The organism is Streptomyces sp. NPDC017529, assembly GCF_044329785.1.
In the GTDB taxonomy this organism is placed as follows: domain Bacteria; phylum Actinomycetota; class Actinomycetes; order Streptomycetales; family Streptomycetaceae; genus Streptomyces.
On record NZ_JBIRJY010000030.1, the window covers coordinates 1 to 18,017 of the forward strand.

Here is an 18,017-nt window from a genome sequence, read left to right on the forward strand (position 1 = left end):
CCACACGCGCCGTATCATTGCGCGCCACCAACACCTCACGACGCTCGGCCTCACCCAGCAAAACAACCTCACCGACCCGCACCGACGGATCAGCGAGCAGCAAGCCGAGGAAACGTACGAAGCGGTCGTGGTGCGCCGCCATGGTGCTTTCGGAGTACAGGTGGGAATTGGCCTCGAATTCCACGCGGACGTTGTGGCCGTCGGCGGTGCCGTACACGTCGATCATCAGGTCGCGTACGGGGCCGGTGGCGAGCTGGTGGGTTTCGGCGCGCAGGCTGCCGAATTCCAGTTCGGTGTCGAAGGAGAAGACGTTGACCATGGGGCCGGCGAAGAGTTCCGTACCGCTGGCGAAACCGAGTCCGGCGTGCAGGTCTTCGCTGCGGTAGCGCTGGTGCCTGACCATCAGGCCGAGGTCGGCGGAGACCTGCGAGACCACGTCGGCGAAGGTCGCGTCCGGGCGTACGGGGACGCGCAGGGGGAGGTTGTTCACCGTCATCGCGGGGGTGGACAGCGCGACCCGGCTCATGCGGGCGGCCACGCCCATGCCCAGGACGACATCGTCCTGGGAGGTCAGGCGGCGTACGTACACGGCGGAGGCGGCGATCAGAAGGGCCGACCAGCGCACTCCGAGCGTGCGGGCCGCCTCCCGCAGCGTCGTCTCCTGGTCGTCGGTCAGGCGGACGGTACGGCGCAGCAGGCTCAGCGTCGGCTCGGCAGCCTGGCCGGTCAGGCTGCTCTGTCCGGTGACGCCGGCCAGCTTCTTCAGCCAGTACTCCTCGTCGCGGCCGCGGCGCGGCGATGCCGGGTACGCGGCGTCCTCGGTGACCAGCTCGCGCAGTGTGCCGAAGCCGCTCTCCGGCGGTTCGTCCCCGGCGACCAGGGACGAGTAGATCTCGGCGAGCCTGCGGCAGTAGACGACCTGGCCGTAGCCGTCCATGAGGATGTGGTGGAACCGGAGGTAGAAGAAGGACCGGTCACCGGGGAGGGTGTAGAGCACCTGGGCGCTCAGTTCGCGCGCTCCGGAGTCCGTACGGGGGTCCGCGCCGGGGTCGGCGGCCGTGGAGATGTCGGCCCGGATCTCCCGCAGCGCGAACTCCTCGGCGTCCGGGCGGTCGGTGAGGTCGACGACCCGGAGCCGCTCTTCCGTCCCGCCCGCCTCGTCCGCAGGGGAGACGATCTGCCAGGGGCGGCCGTCCTCTTCCACGAACCGTGTCCGCAGCACATCGGTCTCCGCGACCGCGAGGGCGACCGCCCGGCGGAAAGCCGGGACGTCGACGGCACCGTCGAACGCGTAGTAGACGCCGCAGTTGTACCGCGGATCGGCGTCCTTCAGCTGCTGGCCGACCCAGACGCCCCACTGCGCAGCCGACAAGGACAGACGCTCACCCTGGCTCGTAGCCACGGACCACACCACCCAAAAGACTTCGGCCCCGGGGGCCTTGTACGGTCGAAGAGGAAAAGACCGCCGTCGCCGCTGCGGCTCCGGCGGTCGGGCTCACATCAGTGGCCGGCTGCCGCCGACGGCTTGGCGAGCTCGTCGATCAGCGCCGCGCTGAGGGCGTCGATCGTCGGGTTGTCCCACATGACGGTCCCGTCGACGGCGATGCCGAGGTAGTCCTCCAGCTCGGCCGCGACGCTGAGCGCCGACACCGAGTCCAGGCCGTACTCCACCAGCGGGACGGTGGCGGAGATCTCCGTGGCGGGCCGCTTCACGTACAGGGCGATCTGCTGGGAGAGCCAGGCGCTCAGGGACTCGTGGGTGTGCGGATCCGTCGCGTGCTGTGTCATGTTCTTCCTTTCCCGGTGGTGTACGTCCGGTTGGCGATCCCGAACGAGCGGTCGTGGTCGTGGCGGTCGAGCAGTTCGGTCATCAGCCGCACTTGCACGTCCTCGGGCGCTTCGTCCGCCACCGCGCCCGGCTTCGCCCGGAGGCGGTGCAGCACGGCGATCAGCCACGCGGGGTCGGCGAGGAAGGCGTCGGGCCCGTCGCTGTTGTGCAGCCAGGTCTGGACGCAGGCCGCGGCCGTGAGCACCGTCACGTAGCGCACCACCAGGTCGTAGGCCGCCGGGTCCGCCATGAAGGAGAGTCCGGCGGGGGAAAGGGCGGCGCACACGTCGGTGAGGTCGGCGAGTTCGGCGGTGAAGTGGGCGACGAGGTCGTGTACCCGCCGGTCGGTGCCGTCCGGCAGTGCCTCAAGGGCGGTGGGCAGCGAGGCGACGAGGGCGTCGCCGCCCCGTCCGCTGACCGCGAGCCGGTCCATGCGCAGTGCGGGCAGGACCGCGTCCCGCCGGAACAGGGCGGGGTCGGCGGCCGCCGGCGCGGCCCACGACCGCTTGGCGAGCAGCGGGAGCTGGGGCAGTACGGACACCTGGCATACGGCCCGCGCGGCGTGCCCGAAGCCGACGGGCTTCAGGTCGCGGTGCAGCTTCTGGAAGATGGCGTTGGGGCCCTGCCGGAGGTAGGAGTGCGCGCCGAGCACCACGGACAACTGGTGCATGGCGTCCAGCAGGCGTTGCGAGATGCCGAACTTGACCGCCGACGCGTATACGCTCGTCTGCTGGGGCAGCAGGTGGAGGGCGCGGGCGCCGGCCGAGGCGAACGCCTCGCACATCAGCAGGTCGGTGAAAGCGCCGGAGAGCGCGGAGCGGATCCAGGGCAGGTCGGCCGCCGTCCTGCCGTACAGGTGGCGGGTCCGTACGTGCCGGAGGGTGGTGCGCAGTCCGGTGTCCAGTACGGCGGTCATCATGGCGGGTACCGCGGTGCGGGTGACCTGGAAGGACTTCAGGGCGGTCTCCAGGCCTTGGCCGGGCCTGCCGAGGATGTTCCCGGCGGGCAGCCGGCAGTCCGTGAACTCGACGCCGCCGAGCTGCACGCCGCGCATTCCCAGGCTCGGGAAACGCTGGAGGTAGCGGAGCGCGTCGGGGGGCAGGGACGCCTTGTCGACGTAGACCTGTGAGTGGCTGCGGCTGCCGGGTCCGGTGCCGGTGCGGGCGAACAGGACCAGGGCGTCGGCACGTTGGATGTTGGCGACCACTTCCTTGCGGCCGTTCAGCACGAGGTCCTCGCCGTCGGGCAGTGCCGCGAAGTCGGACCGCGCCACGTCGTTGCCGTGCGCCAGTTCGTGGTAGGCGCAGGCGACCTTCCGGTTGGCGAGGAGCTGTGCGGCCACCGTGCGGCACTGCTCCTCGTCGGCCGCGGCCCAGACGTTGACCGAGGAGATGAAGGAGCTGGTGCCGTAGCCGAGGCCGAGGGCCGGGTCGCGGCGGTAGACCGAGCGCATGATCTCGACGAGGTCGTCGACCCGTGCGAAGCGGCCGCCGTAGGCGTGCGGTACGAACTCGGCGTTGAGGCCGTACTCGTCGAGCGCCGCCTCGCCGTCGGCGAACGCCTCTGCCCGCTCGTCGGCGGCGAGGATCGCGTCGAAACCGAGGGGGTTGCCGGGGGCGTAGGGGTCGCCCAGGAGCCGTTCGAGGTCGTGGCCCCTGGCCGGTACGGCTTCGGAACGGGTCATCGGGTGCTCTCCGTGTCCTGGTCGAGCAGCGAGAAGGTGCCGTCCGGCTCGGCGGCGAGCAGCGCGGCGAGTTCGCCGTACGCCTGCTCGGTGTCGGTGCCGGGGTCCTCTCCGAGCTTGCGGAGCACGTGGCCCAGGCAGGCGCGCAGCCACAGGCCGTCGCGCCACAGCCGGTGGGTGCCGCCGGGCCGGAAGCGTTCCTGGTTGTGCACGGCGAGTTGCAGGCAGGCGGCCGCCGCGAACACCGCTTCGTAGCGTTCGGCGAGGCGGAAGGCGGCGGCCGGGACGTCCCGTGGCGCCGGGACGTACGGCGCCATGTCGGCGTGCAACCGGGCGGCGAGGGTTTCGATCCGCCGGGCCGCTTCCAGGACCGGGCCGGGCAGCAGTCCGGCTTCGACGAGTCCGGCGCAGCGCCGTACCGTGGCCGGCAGCGACTGGACGACGCTGCATCCCTTGGCGGCGACGAGCTTCAGCCGGGAGGGGTCGAGGTCCGCCACGGGTTCGGTGAGCGCGGCGGCGAGTGCCGTCCCCTGCTCGTCGGCGCGTGCTGCCGCGTATCCCCTGGCGAGGCTGCCGAACTGCTGGATCAGCGAGCTGCGGTTGACCGGGGTGCTGCCGTCGAAGATGCCGGCCACCCGGTGGTCGCGCTCCAGCTTGCCGAACATTCCGTGGGCGTACTCCTCGGTGAGGAACGCGCGCAGGCCGATCAGTTCGCCGAAGGAGTCGAGGGTTTCCTGTGCGGTGGCGGGGACGAACGCCTTGGCGACGGCGGATGTCACGACGAGTTCGCCGGGGAGCGCACCGGCCGCGCGGGCCGAGACCACGGCGACGGCCTCGTTCAGGAGCAGCGCGCCCAGGCCCTGGCCGAGGATCTGCCGGACTCTGGGCAGGTCGACGAGGGTACGTCCGTACAGCTCGCGCCGGGTGGCGAAGCCGGCGGCGAGGCGCAGCGCGTGGTCTCCGGCGCCGAGGGACAGCGCGGTGCACACGGTGCGGGTGAGCTGGAGGGCCTTGAGCACGGTCTCCAGTCCGGTGCCCTCCGCGCCGACGAGCGCGGACTGCGGGAGGAGGGCCCCGGTGAAGGAGATGCCGCTGATGTCCGCGCCGCGGATGCCGTGGGTGAGGACCTTGGGCAGGTACGTGTACTGGTCGGCGGCCAGGGCGGCCTTGTCCACCAGGAACACGCTGTAGCCCCGGGCGCCGCCGGCGGGGTCGGTGCGGGCCAGGACGCACAGCTGGTCGCCCCTGGTCGCGTTGTTGATGAGCCACTTCTCGCCGTCGAGCCGCCAGCCGTCCGCGGTGCGGGTGGCGGTGAGTTCGCCCGCGAGCAGGTCGCTGCCGTGGTGGCGTTCGGTCAGGGCCCAGGAGACGACGGCGCCGTCGCGGACGGCCGCCGCGGTCCGCGCGGTCTGCTCGGTGCTGCCGGCGACCCAGACGCAGACGGCGCCGAGCAGGGTCTTGGCGTGTGCCACCGCCACGGTGAGGTCGTGGCGTGCGACCGTGCGCAGGAGCGCCACGAGTTCGGCGACGTCGGCGAGCCGGCCGCCGTTGCGGGCGGGAACGTAGTACTGCTGCAAACCGAACGTGTCGAGGAGGGCGCAGCAGTCGTCGGGGAACGCCTCGTCACGGTCCAGCCGTGCGAGGGTGGCCGGGTGGAAAGGTCCGCCCTCGGCCGCGGCGACGGCGAGCAGCCGTTCCAGTTCCGCCTGGACGGACGTCTCCGGGAGCTGGGCGGCGGTCGTCATCACCCGTTGTCCCCGGTCTGCGTGGGCACGGCCAGGCGGGGGTCGCAGTCGGCGTGCTGCGGGGTGAGCCCGCCGGCGCGGAAGAGCTGCCGCATCGCGGTCCGCTGGATCTTGCCGCTGGTGGTGCGGCGTACCGCGCCCGGTCGCAGCAGGACGATGCCCGCGGCGTGCACGCCGAATTCGTGGGCGACGGTCCTGCGCATCGCCGTGGTGAGTTCGGCCAGGTCGCCCGCCTTGCCGGCGCGGACCTCGTGCGTGACGACGAGCGCCTCTTCCCCGTCGTCCAGCGGGACGGTGAACGCCGCGCCGGCCGCGCCGAGCGCGGGGTGCTGGTCGCGGAGTTCGTGTTCGATGTCCTGCGGGTACAGGTTGCGGCCGCGCATGATCAGGGTTTCCTTGATGCGGCCGGTGATGTACAGCTCGCCCTCGTGCAGCGTGCCGAGATCGCCGGTGCGCAGATAGCCGGTGTCGCCGTCGGTGGTCGCACCCGCGAAGGCTGCCTCGGTCGCCACCTCGTGCTGCCAGTAACCGCTGGACACGCTGGGGCCGCGCAGCCAGATCTCGCCCACCTGGCCCGCCGGGAGGGTGCGCCGGGTCTCCGGGTCCACGATGCGCGCCTCGAGTTCCCGTACCGCGCCGCAGCCGACGAGGTCGCGGCCCGCTTCACCGGCCGGCAGCGGCCGGAACGCGTGGCGCTCCAGCAGTTCGGTGTCGACGCGCTGGACCGGTGCGGCACGGCGGCCCGTGCCGGAGACGAAGACCGTCGCCTCGGCGAGGCCGTAGCAGGCGACGACGGCGTCCTCGCGCAGGCCCGCCGGGGCGAAGCGCTCGGCGAAGGAGCGCAGCGTCGCGGCCCGTACCGGCTCCGAGCCGCTGCAGGCGTACTGCCACCGGGAGAGGTCGATGCCCTGGCACTGGGCGTCGGTGATCCGGCTGACGCACAGGTCGTAGGCGAAGTTGGGGGCGGCGGAGAAGGTGACGTCGAAGGTGTCGACGAGCTGGAGCCACAGGTGGGGGCGCCGGATGAAGGTGGTGGGGCTCATCAGCACCGCGGAGTGGCCGAGGAGGACGCCCGGCAGCAGGATGCCCATCAGGCCCATGTCGTGGTACGTCGGTATCCAGCCGCCGTGCCGCCCCTTCGGGCCGACGGGGAACGCCTGGTGCAGCGCGCTGATGTTGTGCAGCAGGTTGCCGTGGCTGATCATCACGCCCTTGGGCTCGCTGGTGGAGCCCGAGGTGTACTGGAGCAGCGCCAAGGTGTCGTGGTCCATGTCCGGCAGCTTCCAGGCACCGGCGTCGCCGAAGTCCTCGTCGTCGCTGGCGGCGATGAGCGCGGCGTCGCCCAGTTGCTCGTCGCTCCACTCGCGTACCGCGGGGAGCGAGGCGGCGTCGGTGAGCACGGCGCGGACGCCGGCGTTCTTCGCGATGCTCGTCAGCCGCTCCCGCTGGTGCCGGTACTGGCCGGGCACCGGTACCGGCACGGCGATCATGCCGGCGTAGAGGCAGCCGAAGAACGCGGCCGCGAAGTCGAGGCCCTGCTCGAAGGGGAGCAGTACGCGCTCGCCGGGCAGGAAGCGGTCGCCCAGCCAGGCGCCGATCCGGCGGGCGTGCGTGTCGAGTTCGGCGTACGACCAGGTCCGGACGGAGTCCTCGGCGCCGGGGTCGCCGACGAAGAGCACCGCGTCGCTGTCGGGCGTCCGGGACACCAGTCCGCGCAGCACTTCTACGACATGGGCCGATGGCCTCAGATCAGTCATGGCTTGTGATGCCTCTCTCTGCTGCGCCGGCATTCAGGGCGCCCATCCCTCAGGAATCTCCGAACGCCAGGGAGCGATGAGCGGATTTCGCTTTGCCGGATCCCGGGCTCGACATGGGAAAGAACATCAGTTGGGAGCGGCGGACCGCCAGCTACCGGGCCGTTCCTAGTGGTTCACCTAAGGCGCGGACTAGCAGTACCCCTAGAGTCGGGCACGCCGCAGGTCCACCGGCCGAATTTCATTATCTCCGGAAGTAGCGTGCGGAAATCCGAGCAGAGAGCCAGAGAGCCGCAGTGCCGAAATCCGTGCTCGGTTACCCGGATACGAGAAGGAGTCCACCATGACGCCGTTCACCGCGCTTTCCGAGCCAGTGGTGGAGCCCCGGCGGCCGCCTCTCGTGCGGGTCGCGGGGGCGGACGGGGAAGCGCCGCTGGATTGGCTGGAGCGGCACGGGGACGCGTTGCGCGGCCAGGCCGCCGAGCACGGGTCCGTATTGGTGCGCGGTCTCCGGCTGCACGGGCAGGCCGACGCGGTGGCTGCCCTGCGGCGGCTGATGCCCGCCCCGTACGTCGAGTACGAGCCCTTCGCCCCCCGTACCGTGCACGCCGAGGGTGTCTACTCCTCGTCGGAGTGGCCGCCGGACCAGCCCATGTGCATGCACCACGAGGTCAGTTACGCGCTGGACGTGCCGTCGCTGCTGGCGTTCTGCTGCGTGACCCCGCCCGCGTCGGGCGGCGTCACCGCGCTCGCCGACTCGCGCCGTGTGCTGGCCGATCTGCCGGCTCCGCTGGTCGAGCGGTTCGAGCGGCTGGGCTGGGAGCTGCTGCGCAATTACCACGCCTTCGTCGGAGTGCCCTGGCAGAGCGCTTTCCCCGGTGGCGGTGACCGTGCCGCGGTGGAGGACTACTGCCGCCGCCAGGGCATCACGTTCGGCTGGGACGACGACGGCCTGCGCACCCGCCAGCTCCGGCCGGCCGTCGCCCGGCACCCGCTGACCGGGGAGCGGTGCTGGTTCAACCAGATCGCCTTCCTGAACGAGGAGACCATGGACCCCGCGGTCCGCGAGTACCTGGCCCTGGAGTTCGGCGAGGACGGGCTGCCGTTCACCACCCGCTACGGCGACGGCACGCCGATCGACCGGGCGACCGTGGACCTGATCAACGAGGTGTACGAGCGGCACACCGTCCGCTTCACGTGGGAGCGGGGCGACCTGCTGCTCGTGGACAACGTCCTGACGGCGCACAGCCGCGAGCCGTACCGGGGCGACCGCGAGATCGTCGTCGCGATGGGCGGCCCGGTCCGCCTGTGACGGCGGCGCGGTCACGCGAAAGCCCCCGGCGGCCGCCGGGGGCTTTCGCGTTCCGGTCCGGCCGTCAGTCGAAGCTGAGCGTGGAGTACATCGTCACGTTCCCGGCGAGCGCCTCGCAGGTCCTCGCGGCGACGGCGATCTTGTCGGGGGCGTCCGGTTCGGTGCTGTCGATCAGTACGCCGATCACGGTTCCGCTGTGCGCCACGACCACGCCCAGGGCCCCCAGGTCCTGGCACAGGGCCGTCATGGCGCCCAGCGTCCGCTTGGGGCGCAGCAGTTGGTTCAGCTCGGCGCTGCGGGTCGCCACCGCGCCGGCCGCGCCGAGATCGCGCGCGGCGACCGCCCCGGTCAGCCGGTCCAGGAGCCTGACGTACTCCCGCTGCTCGGCCGGGCCGAACGGCTTGGGGATCCGGTTGAACGCGACGGTGTCGACGGCACCGCCCTCGTCCAGGCCGACGATCGTCATCGTCGGCAGCGAGCCCAGCACGCGGCGCAGCCGCACGCTGCGGTGGTGGTAGGCCACGATCCCGGGGTGCAGGACCCCGTCGGTGGGCTCGATCCGGCTGAGGAACCCCTCGATGGTCCTGGGCGCCAGCTCGATGTCGAGCACGTTGCCGATCGCGCGGGCGGTGGCCACCAGGTCGGCCGACGAGCTGGCCAGCCCCTTGCCCTCGGGGAGGCCGCCTTCCAGCGTGAGCACCCCGCCGACCGGCTCGGGCGCCTCCTGCATCATCATCTGCGCGAGCCGGAGCGCCTTGCGCTTGGTGCGCGGCCGTACCTCCAGTTCGGTGGTGTGGTGGTTCGCCTGGAAGGTCGCCATGGTCCACCGGGCGATCGGCAGCGTGACCAGGAAGTCCCCGTCCTCCTCCGGCAGGACTCCCTGGAGCAGCTCGCCGAACGTGCCGAACGCGCTGCTCACCCCGACCGCGCCGCGGTAGTGAGGTAGGACCGCTCTGTCTGTCGTGATGGTCATATACGTTCTCAGCCGTCCTTGCCTGTGTCCGCGGCGGACGCCTCGGGAACGGCGGCTGCCACGATGTCCGCCGCTTGTTCGGCACGGGTGCGAATGAAGTAGTGTCCCCCGTCGCCCAGCTCGCGCAGGGTGACCCGGGCGGCCAGCCGCTTCCAGGCCGTGAACCGCTGCTCGTAGCCGGTCGTGGTGGGGTCGTCGGCGGCGATCACCGCTTCGACGGGCGTGGCCAGGGGCTCACCGGGCTGCTCGGCGGCGTCGACGAGGTAGCGGTTGGTGGAGATGACGTCGTGCCGGTAGGCGGCGCCCAGGACCTCGGCGCGCTCGGGCTTGAGGAAGTCGAGTTCGACGTAGGCGCTGTCCCGGCGCAGCAGGGCGGTGATCTCCTGGTCGCTCAGCCGGCCCACCTCCGTGCTCTCCGCCCACAGGGCGTCGGCGTCGTCCAGCAGGAGGGCGGCGGCGAAGACGCGGAGCGGCGCGTGTCCGCTGGCTTCCAGCAGCCGGGCGAGTTCCAGCGCGTGTGCCGTGCCCGCGCAGTGTCCCCAGAGCACGACCGGCCCGCGGATCGTCGTGACGATCTCGTGGTGGACGGCCTTGGCCACCTCGGTGACCTCCAGGAAGTCCTCGGTCACGGTGTCGCCGAGGTCGTGGCCCGGCAGCTCGACCGCGTACACCGCGATCCGCCGGCGTGCCAGGGCCTCGGCGAGCTGCCGGAAGTTGACCGCGTTGCCGCCGGCGTAGGGGACGGCGACGAGGGTGGCCACCGCGTCGGCGTCCGGTGGCGACAGGCGCTGCAGCAGGCCGCCTGCCAGGGGGGTGCCGGGCCCGGCCGGCGCGTCGACCAGGGCGGCCAGGTCGCCGAGGATTGGGTGGGTGACGAGCTGCTTGAGGGAGATCAGCCGGTTCAGGCCGACCACGAGGCGGACCGCGGCCAGCGACGTACCGCCCAGCTCGAAGAAGTTGTCCCGCCGGCCGATCCGCTCCAGCGGTACGCCGAGCGCCTCGGCCCAGCCGGTGGCCAGGCGCCGTTCGGTGGCGGTGACGGGTGCGGCGTAGGCGCCGCCGCCGTGGCCGAGGGTGCCGGCCAGCCGGGTGAGCATCCGCTTGTTCACCTTGCCGTTCTCGGTGAGCGGCAGCGGGTCCAGGCGGTGGAAGTACGTGGGGATCATGTAGTCGGGCAGCAGGGTGCCGAGGAAGTCGGTGATCTCCTCGGGGCGTAGCGACTCCTCCCCGTTGTAGAAGGCCACGAGGTTCTTGTCCCGCTCGCCCGCGCCCTCGATCACCACCGCCGCCTCCCGCACCTTGGGCATGGACAGCAGCTTGTTCTCGATCTCGCCGATCTCGATGCGGAAGCCCCGGATCTTGACCTGTTCGTCGCGCCGTCCGAGGAACTCGATGGTGCCTTCGGGCAGCCAGCGTCCGAAGTCGCCCGTGCGGTACATCCGTACGCCGGGCCGGTACGGGTCCTCGACGAACGCCTGCGCCGTGCGCTCCTCGTCGTTGATGTAGCCGCGACCGACGCACACGCCGGAGAAGGCGATCTCCCCGGGGGCGCCGAGGGGCGCCACCCGCAGGGTCTCGTCGAGGACGTAGGTGCGCACGTTGCGCAGGGACCGCCCGACGGACACGAAGTCCCGCTCCGGCGGGCCGCTGAGCACCTCGTGCATGGTGTCGTCGGAGACTTCGGTGGCGCCGTAGGCGTTGACCAGCTTGATGTCCGGGTAGAGCGCGAACCAGCGCCGTACGACCTCCAGTTTCAGCGCCTCGCCGGTCACCGAGACGATCCGCAGGTCGCCCAGCGGGCGGGGCTCGCCCGCGAGGTAGGTGATCATCACCTCCAGGTACGCGGGCACGACCTGGATCGCGTGGATGCCGCCGTCGGCGATGTGGCCCACGAAGCGGCCGACGTCGAGCTGGGCGTCGGTGTCCACGATGCGGGTGCTGCCACCGACCAGCAGCGGGGCGATCACCTGCCAGAGCGAGATGTCGAAGCACTGCGAGGCGGTCTGGGTGACGACGTCCCCCTCGCCGAGCCCCATGTCCTCGATCTTCATGTACAGGTGGTTGAGCATGCCCGCGTGCTCGCACATGGCGCCCTTGGGCTCGCCCGTGGAGCCGGAGGTGAAGTAGATGTACGCGAGCGCGTCCGGCGCGACGGGGACCCGGGGGTCGGCGCTGCTGTGGGCGTCGTCCTGGGTGTCCTCGAAGCGCAGCAGCGCGCAGGGGTGGGCGAGGCCGCTCGTCGCGGCCCGTGCGGCGGCGCCCTCGCCCTTGGTGATCACGAAGCGGCACTCCGCGCGGGTGAGCTGGGCGGCGATCCGCTCCGGCGGGAAGTCGGGGCGCAGCGGCAGGTAGGCGCCGCCCGCCTTGACGACGCCGAGCAGGGCGGCGATCCAGTCCAGCTCCCGGTCCATGGCCACGGCGACCGGAGCTTCGGGCTCCAGGCCCTGGCGCAGGAGGGCGTGGGCGACCCGGTTGGCCCGCTCGTTGAGTTCCCGGTAGGTCCAGCTCCGGTCGTGGTGCGCGGCGGCCCGGGCGTCCGGGTGCTGCCGGACGCGCTCCTCGAAGAGCTCGGCGAACAGCTTGCCGGGCAGGGGGATGTCCTCGCCCGCGTGCTCGTGGAGGTGGCGGTGCAGTTCTTCCTCGCCGAGCAGGGTCGCGGCGTTGTGGGGCGCGTCCGGGTCGGCTGCCAGCAGTTCCAGCGCCCTCAGGTGGTAGCCGGCGAAGCGTGCGGCGTGCTCGGCGTCGTACTCCTGCCGCTGGTAGCGCAGGCGCAGCACGAGTCCGCCGGCGGCCGCGGTGTAGGCCACGTCCAGCACGGTGGTGCCGGCGTCGGGGAGTGCGTCCCCGCCCCCGGAGCCGGTGGCGTCGTCGACGGCGGTGAGGTCGAGGACGATGCCGAGGGCGGGTGTCTCTCCCTTGGCGTGCTCACCGTCCCGGTCGTACCGGTTGCCGGCGGCGGCCGCCGCGGCGGCGAGCAGGCCCCGCCAGCTGCCGTGCGGGATGTCGACCGGCCACGGGGCGGCCGGCGCGGACGGTGCGGTGCCCGGTGCGCGGTAGCCCGTCAGTACGGTGCGTTCGCCGCCGACCGCTCCCAGCACCTTGGCGTGCACGGCGAGCAGCACCGTCGCCACGTCGTCGACCGCACGCACGCGCGCAACGAGTTCCGCGGGAACCGGAATTCGGTATTCTGCAATTCCCGTTTCACCGGAAGCATCTCCCGGTTGCTTCCAAGACCAGATTCTGGTCGGGCTCAACCGCGACGATTCTGTCATCGGACCCCCCGTTAGGCGTGGGAAACCATCTAGTGAGTGCCGGAACCAGACACGATGGCTTGATGAGACCCGGGCGCTTGGATTGCGCGGCCCGGCGTGTGACACGCGGTCACGACCCTGGGGGAAATGGAGCGCCACCGTCAACACACGACCGGCGATCACTAGCAACAACCCTAAAGCGACCGCACGACGGCCGGGGAAGTAGCGGAATCACGTAATCCGACAGCTCCGGAAACCGACCGGACGGTAACATGCCGACACCGTAGCCTTCGGCAACCACACGCATCCCGCCCCTAGCAACTTCCCTAAAGATTCCGCGCGATTCGCCTACATTTCAGCCGATCGCGGCTATTGCTCGGAACGCCGGGACGGCAGTGTTGTCCGTGTGACTACGGAGATTGATTCCATTAGCGACATCACGCATGCCCAGCTCCTCCCGCGCTATGTCCGCATCAGCGGCAACCTGTACGGCGCCGTGTTCACCCTCATGAAGATCGTCCCGGCCCGGCACATCCTGCGGGCCGCCCTGGCCCGGGGGGACCTCGGCCCGGACACCCTGATCGTGGAGACCACGTCGGGCACCTTCGGCCTGGCGCTCGCCATGGAAGCCGCACTCCTGGAACGCCGACTCGTCCTGGTCAGCGACCCCGTGATCGACGTGGGCCTGCACCGAAGACTCCGCGACCTCGGCGCCCGGGTGGAAATCTGCTCCGAGCCCGCCGAGGTGGGCGGCTTCCAGGAAGCCAGGCTGCGGCGGGTGGCCGAGATCAGGGCGTCGCACCCGGACACGTTCTGCCCCGAGCAGTACAGCAACCCCGACAACCCCCGCTCCTACGCGGTCGTCGCCGAGGAGATGCTCCGCAGGCTCGGCCGGGTCGACTGCGTCATCGGGCCGGTCGGCTCCGGCGGGTCGATGTGCGGCACCGTGCGGACCCTGCGGGAGCACAACCCGCAGGTGCGGGCGATCGGCGTCGACACCCACCAGAGCGTCCTCTTCGGCCACCCCGACGGCCCCCGCACGCTGCGCGGCCTCGGCAACAGCCTGATGCCGCCCAACCTCGACCACACGGTCTTCGACGAGGTGCACTGGTGCGGCGCCGGCGAGGCGCACGCCGCGACCCGCGCGCTGCACCGCGAACACGCCCTGTTCCAGGGCCCGACCAGCGGCGCCGCTTTCCAGGTGGCGCGCTGGTGGGCGGAGCGCAACCCGGACGCGCGGTGCGTGGTGATGCTGCCGGACGAGGGCCACCGCTACCAGGAGACGACCTACAACGACGCCTGGCTGGCCGAGCAGTCCCTGGCCGGCGCCGACCTGTCCGTCAAGCCCCGCGAGGTCGCCGCTCCCGAGCTGGCCGTCGGCACCTGGGACTGGTTCCCGTGGGCCCGGCGCAGCTTCGAGGATGTGATGGGGGAAGGCCGGTGAGCGGCACAGGACGCCTGACCTCCTCGCTCAACCCGCGCACCCGGCGCATCGTGTACGGCGAGACGGACATCGCCGGACTCGTCAGGGAACTCGACGAGACCACCACCGTCGACCAGGCCCACGTCGTCATGCTCGTACGGCAGGGCCTGCTCCCCCCGGAAAGCGGGAGCGCGCTGCTGCGGTACATCGGCCGGCTGCGGGAACAGCGCTACGCCCCGCTGCACGCGCTGCCCGCGCCGCGCGGGGTGTACCTGATGTACGAGACGCACCTGATCGACGTCCTCGGTGCGGAACTGGGCGGCAAACTGCACACGGGCCGCTCCCGCAACGACCTCAAGGCCACCGCCACGGCGATGCGCCTGCGGGAGACGGCACTGGAGCTCGGCAGCCAACTGCTGCGCCTCCAGGCCGTGCTGCTGTCACGGGCACGGGCGGCGGCCCACGAGGTCATGCCGGTCTACACCCACTTCCAGGCGGCGATGCCGGTCACCTACGGGCACTACCTGCTCGGGGTCGCGTCGGCCCTCGACCGCGACATCGCCGCGTTCCGGCACGCGACCGGCGCGCTGCGCCGCTGCCCGCTGGGGGCCGTCGCGGTGGCCGGCACCGACCTGCCCATCGACACCTCGCTGACCGCCGGGCTCCTCGGGTTCGACGCGCCGGTGGCGCACGCGCTGGACGCCGTCGCCTCCCGCGACGGCGCCCTGCGCATGACCGCGGCGGCTGCGGGCGCGGCCGTGACCCTCAGCAGGCTGGCCACCGACCTCCAGCTCTGGAGCACGGCCGAGTTCGGCATGATCAGGTTCGCCGACCGGCTCGTCGGCGGCAGCTCGGCGATGCCACAGAAACGTAACGCCTTTCTCCTGGAACACATCCGTGCCAAGGCCGGTACCGTGGTGGCTGCTTGGACAGGGGGAATGGGCATGACCAAGTCGACTCCGTTCACCAACTCGATCGAGGTGGGAACCGAGGCCATGGCCGCCGTGTGGCCGGGACTGCGCGCGGCGCTCGATTCGGTGCTGCTGGGCCAGGCCGTGGTCAGCGGCGCCCGGCTCGAACGGGAGCGTGCGACGCGGCGCGCCGAGGAAGGCTTCGTCACGGCGACGGCACTGGCCAACCGGCTGGTACGGGCGGGGGTCCCGTTCCGTACGGCCCACCACCTCGTGGGCGACGCGGTCCGCCGGGCCGTGGCGCGAGGGGACACCGAACTCACCGGCCTCGACCTGCCCGACGGGATCGACGCGCCGGGACCGGACGGCCTCCGCGTCTCCGCCGTGGTCTCCGACCACCGGGCGGGCGGCGGCCCGGGGGCCTTCGACGAGTCCTTCGGCCTGATCCGCCGCGAACTGTGCGAGCACGGCGCGTGGCTCCGGGCCTGGAACAGCCAACTCGATGCCGCCCGCCGCTCCTTGGTGATCGAGACCGACAAGGTGATCAGCCATGGGGGTGACCGGTGACCGCGGCGCGTCAACGCTGGTTCGCGGCCGTGGAGAGCAACACGACCGGAAGCGGGCGGAAGTTCTGCGCGGCGGCGCGCGCCCGCGGGCTGCGTCCGGTCGTGCTGGCCAAGGACCCGGCACGCTATCCGTACATCGCCGAGGACGGGCTGGACACGCTGGTCGTCGACACCTCCGACCTTGACGCGGTCCGCGACGCCTGCCGCGGCCTGTCGGACGGCGACGGTCTCGCCGGCGTCACGTCCAGCTCGGAGTACTTCGTGGGCACGGCGGCCGCGGTGGCGCACGGACTCGGCCTGCCCGCCCCCGACGCCGCGGCCATCGCGCGCTGTCGCGACAAGTCCGCGCAACGCGCCGCGCTCGCGGCGGCCGGTGTGCCGGTACCGGCCTTCCGGGCCGTGCGGGACGCCGACGGCGCGGTCCGGGCGGCCGAGGAGATCGGCTGCCCGGTGGTGCTCAAGCCGGTCAGCGGCTCGGGCTCCGTCGGGGTCCGGCTCTGCCACGACGCGACCGACGTGCACGCGTGGGCGACGGGGCTGCTGGGCGACTGGACGAACGAGCGCGGGGTGCCGGGCGGCGGCACGATCCTCGTCGAGGAGTACGTCGACGGGCCGGAGTTCTCCGTCGAGACGTTCGACGCCGAGGTCGTGGGCGTGGTCGGCAAGCACGTGGGCCGGCCGCCGTACTTCGTGGAGACGGGGCACGACGTCCCCGCCCCCCTGCCCGAGCAGCAGCTCTCCGCGCTCGGCGCCGGAGCGCGGGCCGCGATCATCGCGCTCGGCCTGACCTGGGGCGCCGCGCACACCGAGCTGCGGTCCGGCCCGCGCGGGCCGGTGGTGATCGAGGTCAACCCCCGCCTCGCCGGCGGGATGATTCCCGAACTGGTCCAACTCGCCATGGGCGTCGACCTGGTGGACGCCGTCGTGGCCAGGGCGTGCGGTCTCCCCTGCGCCCATAGGCCGGCCGCCGTGGCCCACGCCGCCATCCGCTTCCTCCTCACCCCCGGCGCCGGCACCGTCACGGCGGTGGACGGTGTGCGTGCGGCCCGCGGCCTGCCCGGCGTGCGGGAGGTACGCATCAACGTACGGCCCGACGACGTCGTGACCGTCCAGCATTCCTTCAAGGACCGGCTGGGTTTCGCCATCGCCACCGGATCCGACGCGGCGACCGCCGCGCGATGTGCGACGGCGGCCGCGGAGTGTATCCGTTTTGGACTCCGCTGACCGCTCCGGCTGTTTACCCCGCGGTCACTTGCATTATTGCAACCTTGTTTAATTGTGACGCACCTCACCGCAAAGAAGGACGATCGCCCTGGAAAACGATTGCACGGTCTTCCTTGAATGCGTAAAATACTGCAAAGAAAGAGTCAAAGGCTAAACCTTCCGCCCACTCGGGCACTTTCACCGGAATGGGGCCTTCCATTCGAAGCGGAACCGGAAGGCACGGGGAACATCGCAGTATCTCGATCGCAGATAATCTCGATCACGGAGAACTGGGGGCATTTCGTGGTTAAGGCGGCCAGCTGGAACGCGAACATCTGCGGGCCGAGCGGGGAGGACAACGAATTAGCGGCACCGCGCAAACGATTGACGCCGCAACTGCAAGCCGAATGCGAAGGCATCTTCGGATCACTGTTCGCCAGGTCCGGATTGCACATGGCCATCCTTGACCGCGACCTCACCGTAGTGGAAGCGAATTCTGAGCTGCTGGGCCTGCTCAACGGGTCGGCCAAACATCTGATTGGGCAGCATCTCAAAGAACTGCTGCACCCCAGCATCCAGCAGCGGGTGCTGCGCCTCTTCGGTCAGCTGGCCGAAGGGAGGTGCGGCCACATCGCCACCCACGCGGTGCTGCAACGCAACGCGAACTCCGCCTTCACCGGGAGGCTCACGGCGGTCACCGTGGAGTCCCCTCCGCAGACCGTCAGCACCATCGTCCTCCTGGTCTCGCCGGACGAGAACCCGACACCGGCCCTGAAGCCGCTCAAAAACCGGCTCAGCGGCCTCAACGTGAAGATCCTCGAAGGAATCGCCGCCGGCAACTCCACCACCCAGCTCGCCTCGCAGCTCTACCTGAGCAGGCAGGGCGTGGAGTATCACGTCAGCACCATGCTGCGTAAGTTCTCCGTGCCCAACCGCGCCGCGCTGGTCTCCAAGGCGTACTCGGCCGGGATGTTCAGCATCGGCAGCTGGCCGCCGAAGATTCTCGTGGAGGGCCTGCGCCAATAGTCTGGACCAACCCACCGCGATCCGGACGTCCCGGCGGTGCGGTACTGGGGATTCCCCCAGTACCGCACCGCCGTCGCGATTCGGCCATTGCCCTTTCCGGATCCGGCTGTTTAAGTTGCTTTCCGTGACGCAAGAGCGTCGCAATTCATCTCTCTACAGCAACTGGAGGTGTCATGGAAAGCGAGCTTGAGTACGAGGCTCCGCAGCTTGTCGAGCTGGGTGACTACGAGGACCTGACCAGGGGCGTCGGTTTCCCGCTGGCCGACTTCTTCATTCACTTCGACTAATCAGTGAAGCCCGGCAGTGCGGTGTGGCGCCACACCGCACTGCCGAAATCTTGC

13 protein-coding genes are annotated in these 18,017 nt (G+C 71.1%); 6 read left to right on the plus strand and 7 right to left on the minus strand.

The genetic code is table 11. The annotated features are described in order from the left end of the window. From ACH4K4_RS36180 to ACH4K4_RS36200, 5 genes are all read right to left on the minus strand, one after another. A partial coding sequence (locus tag ACH4K4_RS36180; RefSeq protein WP_398173702.1) for a condensation domain-containing protein occupies positions 1–1,402 on the minus strand: 1,402 nt, incomplete at its 3' end. A 98-nt stretch (positions 1,403–1,500) separates the two neighbouring features. Further along, positions 1,501–1,788: an acyl carrier protein gene (locus tag ACH4K4_RS36185; protein ID WP_398173704.1), complete on the minus strand. Its 288-nt coding sequence runs from the start codon at positions 1,786–1,788 to the stop codon at positions 1,501–1,503. Continuing rightward, positions 1,785–3,512 carry an acyl-CoA dehydrogenase gene (locus ACH4K4_RS36190; RefSeq protein ID WP_398173706.1) on the minus strand — a complete coding sequence of 576 codons (1,728 nt, stop codon included), beginning with the start codon at positions 3,510–3,512 and terminating at the stop codon, positions 1,785–1,787. The genes ACH4K4_RS36185 and ACH4K4_RS36190 overlap by 4 nt, the downstream gene beginning before the upstream one ends. After that, positions 3,509–5,257 (minus strand): acyl-CoA dehydrogenase family protein, encoded by a 1,749-nt coding sequence (locus ACH4K4_RS36195; protein ID WP_398173708.1) that lies wholly within the window; start codon positions 5,255–5,257, stop codon positions 3,509–3,511. The genes ACH4K4_RS36190 and ACH4K4_RS36195 overlap by 4 nt, the downstream gene beginning before the upstream one ends. Then, the gene (locus ACH4K4_RS36200; protein WP_398173711.1) at positions 5,257–7,014 is read right to left on the minus strand and encodes a fatty acyl-AMP ligase; all 1,758 of its coding nucleotides are present in this window, start codon (positions 7,012–7,014) and stop codon (positions 5,257–5,259) included. The genes ACH4K4_RS36195 and ACH4K4_RS36200 overlap by 1 nt, the downstream gene beginning before the upstream one ends. Before the next feature lie 340 nt (positions 7,015–7,354). On the opposite strand from ACH4K4_RS36200, the gene ACH4K4_RS36205 reads away from it, so the two are divergent. Next, positions 7,355–8,323: a TauD/TfdA family dioxygenase gene (locus ACH4K4_RS36205; RefSeq protein WP_398173714.1), complete on the plus strand. Its 969-nt coding sequence runs from the start codon at positions 7,355–7,357 to the stop codon at positions 8,321–8,323. 64 nt (positions 8,324–8,387) lie between these two features. On the opposite strand, the gene ACH4K4_RS36210 is transcribed toward ACH4K4_RS36205, so the two are convergent. Together ACH4K4_RS36210 and ACH4K4_RS36215 are read right to left on the minus strand one after the other, a co-directional pair. Next, the gene (locus ACH4K4_RS36210; RefSeq protein ID WP_398173717.1) at positions 8,388–9,296 is read right to left on the minus strand and encodes a kinase; all 909 of its coding nucleotides are present in this window, start codon (positions 9,294–9,296) and stop codon (positions 8,388–8,390) included. An 8-nt stretch (positions 9,297–9,304) separates the two neighbouring features. Then, on the minus strand, positions 9,305–12,445 hold the full coding sequence (locus tag ACH4K4_RS36215; RefSeq protein ID WP_398173720.1) for an amino acid adenylation domain-containing protein: 3,141 nt from the start codon (positions 12,443–12,445) through the stop codon (positions 9,305–9,307). 508 nt (positions 12,446–12,953) lie between these two features. Here ACH4K4_RS36215 and ACH4K4_RS36220 point away from each other — a divergent pair. The 5 genes from ACH4K4_RS36220 to ACH4K4_RS36240 all read left to right on the plus strand — a co-directional run bounded on the left by ACH4K4_RS36220 (position 12,954) and on the right by ACH4K4_RS36240 (position 17,963). Further along, positions 12,954–13,991, plus strand: coding sequence for a cysteine synthase family protein (locus ACH4K4_RS36220; protein WP_398173723.1), 1,038 nt, complete (start codon positions 12,954–12,956; stop codon positions 13,989–13,991). Next, on the plus strand, positions 13,988–15,448 hold the full coding sequence (gene argH / locus ACH4K4_RS36225; RefSeq protein WP_398173726.1) for an argininosuccinate lyase: 1,461 nt from the start codon (positions 13,988–13,990) through the stop codon (positions 15,446–15,448). Before ACH4K4_RS36220 ends, argH begins: the two co-directional genes overlap by 4 nt. Then, positions 15,445–16,671, plus strand: a complete 1,227-nt coding sequence (locus ACH4K4_RS36230) for an ATP-grasp domain-containing protein (RefSeq protein ID WP_398173728.1) — start codon at positions 15,445–15,447, stop codon at positions 16,669–16,671. The genes argH and ACH4K4_RS36230 overlap by 4 nt, the downstream gene beginning before the upstream one ends. A 432-nt stretch (positions 16,672–17,103) precedes the next feature. Further along, positions 17,104–17,676, plus strand: coding sequence for a LuxR C-terminal-related transcriptional regulator (locus ACH4K4_RS36235; protein WP_398173731.1), 573 nt, complete (start codon positions 17,104–17,106; stop codon positions 17,674–17,676). A 173-nt stretch (positions 17,677–17,849) separates the two neighbouring features. Beyond that, entirely contained in the window at positions 17,850–17,963 is a 114-nt protein-coding gene (locus ACH4K4_RS36240) for a lasso RiPP family leader peptide-containing protein (RefSeq protein WP_360137191.1), read from the plus strand. Positions 17,964–18,017 lie beyond the last annotated feature (54 nt).

What these genes read in the sequence shown, in the direction of transcription:
- ACH4K4_RS36240 (WP_360137191.1), top strand. Translation starts at nt 17,850, where the DNA reads ATGGAAAGCGAGCTTGAGTACGAGGCTCCGCAGCTTGTCGAGCTGGGT.
- ACH4K4_RS36210 (WP_398173717.1), bottom strand. Translation starts at nt 9,296, where the DNA reads ATGACCATCACGACAGACAGAGCGGTCCTACCTCACTACCGCGGCGCG.
- ACH4K4_RS36185 (WP_398173704.1), bottom strand. Translation starts at nt 1,788, where the DNA reads ATGACACAGCACGCGACGGATCCGCACACCCACGAGTCCCTGAGCGCC.
- ACH4K4_RS36190 (WP_398173706.1), bottom strand. Translation starts at nt 3,512, where the DNA reads ATGACCCGTTCCGAAGCCGTACCGGCCAGGGGCCACGACCTCGAACGG.
- ACH4K4_RS36235 (WP_398173731.1), top strand. Translation starts at nt 17,104, where the DNA reads ATGGCCATCCTTGACCGCGACCTCACCGTAGTGGAAGCGAATTCTGAG.
- ACH4K4_RS36200 (WP_398173711.1), bottom strand. Translation starts at nt 7,014, where the DNA reads ATGACTGATCTGAGGCCATCGGCCCATGTCGTAGAAGTGCTGCGCGGA.
- ACH4K4_RS36205 (WP_398173714.1), top strand. Translation starts at nt 7,355, where the DNA reads ATGACGCCGTTCACCGCGCTTTCCGAGCCAGTGGTGGAGCCCCGGCGG.
- ACH4K4_RS36195 (WP_398173708.1), bottom strand. Translation starts at nt 5,257, where the DNA reads ATGACGACCGCCGCCCAGCTCCCGGAGACGTCCGTCCAGGCGGAACTG.